Origin of the sequence: Streptomyces hirsutus, from assembly GCF_001418415.1 — a bacterium.
Lineage (GTDB): Bacteria > Actinomycetota > Actinomycetes > Streptomycetales > Streptomycetaceae > Streptomyces > Streptomyces hirsutus.
Map to the genome: position 1 here is coordinate 1 of NZ_LIQT01000355.1, position 7,169 is coordinate 7,169.

Below are 7,169 nucleotides of genomic sequence, written 5' to 3' on the forward strand. Positions count from 1 at the left end.
CGCCGCCGGCGGCCCGGGCACCGGTGTCGCGGCGCCCGGCGCCCGTCTGCTGCCCCGCTTCGCCGCCCTGCTCGACGACCGCGGCCTCGACGCCCGGCCGGCCCGCTCCGACCTGGTCGTCACCGCCGCAGGGGTCATGGGCGAGCACCGGCCGCCCGGACGGCTTGGCGCGGCGGGCCGCCTCCGCCGGGACCTTCCCGCGCGGTGTCCGGTGGTCCAGGACCCCTTCGGCGGTGACGACCAGGTCGGAGCGGGCCGGCCGGGCGTCCAGGCCGAGGTGGTCGAGCAGGGCGTCGAAGCGGGGCAGCAGACGGGCGCCGGGCGCCGCGAGACCGGTGCCCGGACCGCCCGCGGCGCCCGTGCCGGGGGCCGGGCGCAGATCGGTGCGGGCGGCGAGGAGTTCGACCTCGGGCAGCCGGGATCGAGGCCGACCGGGTCGATCCGAGGGGGGGAGCCGGGTCAGACCCCGTCCGCCCTCGCCGAGTTCGGCGTCGTCCGCGTCGAGGAGCCGGGCGGCCCGGCACTCCGGCCGCGCGGGCCCTTCCGGTCCGGGCCGGTCAGTTGTCGAGGCCGATCGCGAACGCGGCCTCCAGGTCGTGCTGCGAGTACGTGCGGAACGCCACGTGCGTGTCCGTCCCCTCCACGCCCGGGATCTTGTTGATCCGGCCCGGGATGACCTCAGCCAGGTCTTCGTGCTCCTTGACCCGGACCATGGCGATCAGGTCGTAGGTCCCGGTGACGGAGAAGACCTCGCTGACGCTGTCCAGCGCGGCGATCCGCTCCGCGATCTCGGGGATCCGGTCCACGCTGGTCTTGATGAGGACGATCGCGGTGATCACTGCTGGTTCTCTCCCTCGGGGGCCGGAGCCGGTGCGCCTCTCACTGTAGTCGCCCCCGTGAAACGCGCCCACGCCCAGCAGAAGCCCAGCCCGAAGCCCACCAGGTGGGCCAGATACGCCACCCCCGGCCCCTCGGAGGCCTGCCCCGCCGCCAGCCACTGCAGCACCACCCAGAACGGCAGCACCACCCACGCCGGGAAGCGCACCGGCAGGAAGAACAGGAACGGCAGCAGACTGGTCACCCGCGCCCGGGGGAACAGCAGGAGGAACGCGCCGAGGATCGCCGAGATCGCCCCCGAGGCGCCGACCAGGGACTGCTCCGAGTCCGCGTTGGCGACGGCGTACCCGAGCAGGGCGAGGTACCCGCAGCCGACGTAGAACAGGAGGAACCGCAGGCGGCCCATGCGTGCCTCGGTCATCGTCCCGAAGACATGGAGGAAGAGCATGTTGCCGAGCAGATGCACCCAGCTGCCGTGGACGAACAGGGCCGTGGCCGGAGTGAGGGCACTCCACGGGGACCCTTCGAACACGTCTGCGGGAATCACCCCCCAGTGGCGGAAGTAGCCGCGCTGCGCGGCGAGCAGTTCGTCCCCGGTCCCGTACCCCGGATCGAGTCCCGAGGCCGGCCCGATCAGGAAGACCAGGCAGCACACGGCGATGAGGGTGTGGGTCACCGGTGCCGACGGGCGCCTCAGCGCCCCGGCCGCCGCCGAGCCCCAGTTGCGGATCATGAATACAGAGCATGACGTAACCGGATGCAACAGCACAGACCGCCTCGCCGCCGTGGACGGGCGGGCGGCGAAGACCCGCCAGGCCGTAGGGTTATGTGCCAGACGCGCCGGGTGCCCGCCGCGTCACGGACACTGTAAGGAAGGCGAACAGCCACGATGACGGTTCCTCTGCCGACTGCCTCGACGCGGTGGCGCTGCACCCTCTGCGGCAACCTCACCCGTTTCGACGTGACCCGCTCGTCCAAGGTCGTGGAGTACGTCCACCTCGACCTGGCGGGGGAGCCGAAGGTCGAGGAGCGCGAGGTCCTCGGTGAGACGATCGAGTCGGTGCGGTGCCGCTGGTGCAACGCCGTGGATCAGGTGGAACTCGTCGACAGGCCGGGCGCCGGCTCCTGAGGGAGCGGGCCCCGCCCAGGGGACCCCGTACGCGGGGTCGGACACAGGCATGGGGTGTGACCGATGGTGGAGACCGCGGACGGGGGGTCGGAGGACGGCACCGCCGAGGTGTTCGACCGTCCGCTGCCCGACGGCGTGCGCCGCCGGGTCGTCCAGATCGTCTCCGACGGCTTCGGCAAACTGACCGTGGCCGAGCTGCCCGCCCAGCTCAAGCAGTACGCCCGGTTCACCCCGACCCGCCGCGCCAAGTTCGCCGGCAACGCGATGGCCGCCGCCCTGGAGACCGAGCCGCTGTTCCGCCAGCGCATCGGGGAGCGGCTGAGAGAGGTCCAGCCGGAACTGACCGGCGCCCTCGACTCAGGCTCCCCGCCCCCGGCCGCGGACCCGCTGGACGTGGCGGCCGCGGCCTACGTCATGCGGCCGCCCGGCTGGGTGAAACTGGTGACCGCCGCCGGCGAGGAGGCCCAGCGGGCCGACGCCGAACGCGCCGACGAGGAGACCCGGGCCGAGCTGGAGCGGCTGAGCGAGGAACTCGCCCGTGCCCGCGAGCACACCAGGTCCGAGACCGAGCGGCTGCGTACCGACCTGGAAGCCGCCAGGAAGGAAGCGGACTCCCTGCACCGCAAGCTGCGGTCCGCGCTCAGCGACGTCAAGCGCGGTGCCGCCGCGCTGCGCAGACTGCAGGGCGAGATGGACACCGTCCGCGCGGACGGGCAGGCCCAGGTGTCCGCCGCCGAGAGCGAGTCCCGGCGGCTCAAGGCGCGCCTCGGCGAGTCGGAGGCCGCTCTGGAGGCCGCCCGCCGGGCCGCCCGCGAGGGACGCAGCGTCGAGGACATGCGGGTACGGCTGCTCCTGGACACCGTGCTGGACGCCGCCCAGGGGCTCCGTCGCGAACTCGCGCTGCCCCCCGTGTCCGTCCGGCCCGCCGAGACCGTGGACGCCGTCGAACCCGGCAGCCTGTCCCCCAAGGACATCGCCGCCCGCGCGCTGTCCGAGGGCGACCCGGCCATCCTCGACCAGCTGCTGGCGCTCCCGCAGGCGCACCTCGTCGTCGACGGCTACAACGTGACCAAGACCGGCTATCCCCAGATGCCCCTGGAGAAGCAGCGGTTGAGGATCCTGGGCCAGCTCGCCCAACTCGCCGCGCAGACCGGCGCCGAGGTGACCTGCGTCTTCGACGGGGCCGAACTGGCCGCTCCCGTCCTGCTCGCGCCGCCGCGCGGGGTGCGTGTGCTGTTCTCCAAGCCGGGCGTCACCGCCGACGAACTGATCCGTCAGCTGGTCCGCGCCGAGCCGCCGGGGCGGCCCGTCATCGTCGTCTCCACCGACCGCGAGGTCGCCGACGGAGTCGCCCGCGCGGGCGCCCGCCCGGTCGCCTCCGCGGTCCTGTTGAAGCGGTTCTCCCGGGCGTAGAGGCCCGCGCCGGTCCCGCAGGGCGCAAAGCGCGGTACGTCCCATCCGGAACGTAAGCCCCAACCGCAACGTACCCGCCGATTGCCCGAATTGGCGCGATATTGACGCAACGTAGCGTCAAGGAAGTATCACTGCAGGTGAGTTGAAGGCAAAGAAACATACTGTGACCGAGAATTCATGTCCGGGGATTTGAACTGATCACAAGAGAATCACTAGGGTCGGACCTCGAACCTCCGCTCGGTTGATCGTTCACATGGGGTGGCGACGGCGGAGGCCCCGCCCACCGGCGTGTCGGTAGGCGGCTGGAGGAAGAAGGAGCTCGCCTCCGTGGCGTCCCACCGTCGTCCCAAGCAGCCGAACCGGGCACGTGTCACAGTGCTCACCACCGCTGCCGCAGCTGCCGTCGTCCTGAGCTCGCAGGCCGCCAACGCGGCCCCCAGCGAGAAGCCGAGCAAGGGCGAGGTGAAGGCCAAGGTCGACAAGCTCTACCAGGAGGCTGAGCAGGCCACCGAGAAGTACAACGGCGCCAAGGAGAAGCAGGAGAAGCTCCAGAAGGAGATCTCCACGATCCAGGACAACGTCGCCAAGGGCCAGCAGGAGCTCAACGAGCTGCGCGACGGCCTCGGTTCGATGGCCAGCGCCCAGTACCGCAGCGGCGGCATCGACCCCTCGCTCCAGCTCTTCCTCTCCGCGGACCCGGACGACTACCTCGACAAGGCGTCCGCCCTCGACCAGCTGAGCACCCAGCAGGTCGACGCGCTCAAGGAGATCCAGGAGAAGCAGCGCGAGCTCGCCCAGCAGCGCTCCGAGGCCTCCGAGAAGCTCAAGGACCTCTCCTCCACCCGCACCGAACTGGGCAAGAAGAAGACGGAAGTCCAGAACAAGCTCGGTGCCGCGCAGAAGCTGCTCAACACCCTCACCGCCGAGGAGAAGGCGCAGCTCGCCGAGGAGGAGGACCGCGCCACCCGCGCCAGCGAGCGGGAGGTCCTCAAGGCCACCAGCACCGACACCGGCAGCTCCGCCTCGGTCGGCAGCGGATCCGGCCGCGCCGGCGCCGCCTTCGCCGCCGCCCAGAGCAAGCTCGGCACCCCGTACGTCTACGGCGCCACCGGCCCGTCCTCCTACGACTGCTCGGGCCTCACCTCCTGGGCCTACGCCCAGGCCGGCGTCTCCATCCCGCGTACCTCCGAGGCGCAGACCGGCGCGGGCACCAAGATCTACTCGGCCAGCCAGCTCCAGGTCGGAGACCTGGTCTTCTTCTTCAACGACCTGCACCACGTGGGTCTCTACGCGGGCAACGGCCAGGTCATCCACGCCCCGCGCAGCGGCACCGTCGTCCGCTACGAGTCGATGAACACCATCGGCGGCCCGTTCATGTTCGGCGTCCGCGTCTGACGTTCCGCCGAAGCCGGCCCCGGCCGGGGCCGGCTCAGGGGGCGCACCGGGTCCTGCCCGACCGCTCCCGAGCGCTTCCGGACCCGGGTGCATGCCCCCGTTCGGGGGAATCGCGCGAGCGCCGCCCGGCCCCACGCCCCGCCTGTGACCTGCGTCAGAGGCGGGGCGTCACCGTGTGTGGCCACCGAGGCCATGGGTCGGCCGCCCGCTCCACGGCTACTGTCTCCCGCGTTTCCCCGTCCGTCAGCGGAAGGAGCGCGGTTCCCCGTGGGGTCCCATCGCCGCCTTGCACCGTCCCCGGGCCCCGACCGGGGCACCACCGTCGCCGTAGGTCTCCTGTCCGTGGCGGCAGCCGCCCTCGGCGCCGTACCGGCCACGGCCACCCCGCACGAGGACCCCAGGACCGAGGTGGACCGCCTCTACGCGGAGGCCGAGCGGGCGACCGAGGCGTACAACAAGGCCGACGAGCGCGCGGACACCCTGCGGGAGCAGGTCAACGCGGCCCGGGACGAGATCGCCCGGCAGCAGGAGCGCGTCAACGGCATGCGGGAGTCGCTGGGGTCGCTGGCCGGCGCCCAGTACCGCTCCGGCGGACTCGACCCGTCCCTCGCGCTGCTGTTCTCCGGCGACCCCGAGGACTACCTCGAGCGGGCCTCGGTGCTCGACCGGCTCACCGCCCGCCGGGCCGGCGAGCTGAAGGGACTGCAGGAGGCCGTGCGCACCCTGGACCAGGACCGTGCGGAGACCTCCCGCAAGCTGGGCGAGCTGGAACGCAGCCGCAAGGCGGTCGCCGCCCACAAGAAGACCGTCGAGCGCAAGCTCGCCCGGGCCCGGCGGCTGCTCAACGCCCTCCCCGACGAGGAGCGCGCCGCCCACGAGAGGGCCGTCCGCTCCGGCCGCGGCGCGGACCTGCCCGGCCTGCCCGGTCCGGGCGGCGCGACCGCCGTCTCCGGCCGCGCGGCAGCCGCCGTCGCCGCCGCCCGCTCCGCCCTCGGCAAGCCCTACGCCTGGGGCGCCAACGGGCCCTTCGGGTTCGACTGCTCCGGTCTGATGCAGTGGTCGTACGCACAGGCCGGGGTCGCCCTCCCGCGGACCTCGCAGGCCCAGCGGTACGCCGGCAGGCAGGTCCCGCTCTCCCAGGCCCGGCCCGGCGACCTGGTCGTCTACCGGGCCGACGCCAGCCATGTCGGCATGTACATGGGTAACGGCCAGGTGATCCACGCGCCCTACCCCGGCGCCCCCGTCCGCTACGACCCGGTCGGGATGATGCCCGTCTCGTCGGTCACCCGGGTTTGACCGGAACGGGCGGCCGCGAAGGGCCGGCCGGGGCCGTCGGTCCAGGCGGTCTGACCCGAACGGCCCGGCGCCCGTACCCTCACAAGGGTGGCTGGTCGAAGGTGGGTGCCCGGGGCGCCGGTGGCGGCGGTGCGATGCCTGCTGCTCGTCTCCCTGCTCGTCTCCCTGCTCGTCTCCCTGGTCGCGTGCGGCGGAGGGCCGGTCGTCGACGGTGCGCGCGCCGAGGTGCAGGCCCTGCTCGACCGGCGGGCCGACGCCGTCCTCGGCGAGGACGCCGCCGCCTACGCGCGTACCGGCACCCGGGCCGGATACGACAGCCTGCGCGAGGTGCCGCTGGCCGACTGGAGCTACCGGGTCAACGCCGTGCACCGCACCGGCGACACCGCCACCGTCGACGCCGACCTCGGCTACCGCGTCGCGGGCTACGACCGGGCCCCCGTCACCACCGCCCGCACCCTGAGCCTGAGCCGGGACGAGAAGGGCCGGTGGACCGTCGTCTCCGACCGGCCGGCCGGGAAGTCCGGCCGCCAGCTGTGGGACCAGGGCGCGGTGCGCGCCGTGCACGGAGAACGGAGCCTGGTGCTCGGCGTCGGGCAGACCGACGTGAAGCTGCGCGACTACGCGGCGCTGGCCGACCGGGCGGTGCCCGCCGTGTCGGACGCGTGGGGACCGGACTGGGCGCGGCGGGTCGTCGTCCTGGTCCCGGGGTCCCTGGAGGGCATGGCGGGACTGCTGGGCTCACCCGCCTCCTCCTACCGGGGCATCGCGGCCGTCACCACCGGCGAGACCGGAGCCGGCGCCCGGGCGCCCGCGGACCGGGTCATCGTCAACCCGGACGCCTTCGGCCTGCTCGGCGACTCGGGCCGGCAGGTCGTCGTCACCCACGAGACCACCCACGTCGCCACCCGCGCCCACACCACCGCCGCGACCCCGCTGTGGCTGTCGGAGGGCTTCGCCGACTGGGTCGGCTACCGGGGCGGCGACCGCGTCCCGGCCGAGGCGGCACCGGAACTCGCCCGCGAGGTGGGCCACGGCGAGGTGCCCTCCGGGCTGCCGGGCGACGACGACTTCGGCTTCACCGCCGACACCGACGGCCTCG

7 protein-coding genes and 1 pseudogene are annotated in these 7,169 nt (G+C 73.3%); 5 read left to right on the plus strand and 3 right to left on the minus strand.

Features of this window, described 5'->3' with window-relative positions:
- Positions 1-139: 139 nt before the first annotated feature.
- From AOK11_RS46835 to AOK11_RS25495, 3 genes and pseudogenes are all read right to left on the minus strand, one after another.
- Positions 140-514 (minus strand): annotated as a pseudogene (locus AOK11_RS46835) (glycerate kinase); the annotation flags it as partial.
- Between the two features lie 43 nt (positions 515-557).
- On the minus strand, positions 558-839 hold the full coding sequence (locus AOK11_RS25490) for an Lrp/AsnC family transcriptional regulator (RefSeq protein WP_055596069.1): 282 nt from the start codon (positions 837-839) through the stop codon (positions 558-560).
- On the minus strand, positions 836-1,570 hold the full coding sequence (locus AOK11_RS25495) for a rhomboid family intramembrane serine protease (protein WP_055596070.1): 735 nt from the start codon (positions 1,568-1,570) through the stop codon (positions 836-838). The genes AOK11_RS25490 and AOK11_RS25495 overlap by 4 nt, the downstream gene beginning before the upstream one ends.
- A 156-nt stretch (positions 1,571-1,726) precedes the next feature.
- Here AOK11_RS25495 and AOK11_RS25500 point away from each other — a divergent pair, with 156 nt between their 5' ends.
- From AOK11_RS25500 to AOK11_RS25520, 5 genes are all read left to right on the plus strand, one after another.
- Entirely contained in the window at positions 1,727-1,966 is a 240-nt protein-coding gene (locus AOK11_RS25500) for a hypothetical protein (RefSeq protein WP_042165845.1), read from the plus strand.
- A gap of 63 nt (positions 1,967-2,029) precedes the next feature.
- Positions 2,030-3,379, plus strand: a complete 1,350-nt coding sequence (locus AOK11_RS25505) for an NYN domain-containing protein (protein ID WP_055596071.1) — start codon at positions 2,030-2,032, stop codon at positions 3,377-3,379.
- 327 nt (positions 3,380-3,706) lie between these two features.
- Positions 3,707-4,774, plus strand: coding sequence for a C40 family peptidase (locus AOK11_RS25510; protein ID WP_055596073.1), 1,068 nt, complete (start codon positions 3,707-3,709; stop codon positions 4,772-4,774).
- A 267-nt stretch (positions 4,775-5,041) separates the two neighbouring features.
- Positions 5,042-6,070, plus strand: a complete 1,029-nt coding sequence (locus tag AOK11_RS25515) for a C40 family peptidase (RefSeq protein WP_055596072.1) — start codon at positions 5,042-5,044, stop codon at positions 6,068-6,070.
- An 87-nt stretch (positions 6,071-6,157) separates the two neighbouring features.
- Positions 6,158-7,169, plus strand: a 1,012-nt coding sequence (locus AOK11_RS25520; RefSeq protein WP_240497485.1) for a hypothetical protein, incomplete at its 3' end; no start/stop codon positions are given.

Coding starts and splice junctions, on each gene's coding strand:
- AOK11_RS25505 (WP_055596071.1), top strand. CDS start 2,030: ATGGTGGAGACCGCGGACGGGGGGTCGGAGGACGGCACCGCCGAGGTG.
- AOK11_RS25495 (WP_055596070.1), bottom strand. CDS start 1,570: ATGATCCGCAACTGGGGCTCGGCGGCGGCCGGGGCGCTGAGGCGCCCG.
- AOK11_RS25500 (WP_042165845.1), top strand. CDS start 1,727: ATGACGGTTCCTCTGCCGACTGCCTCGACGCGGTGGCGCTGCACCCTC.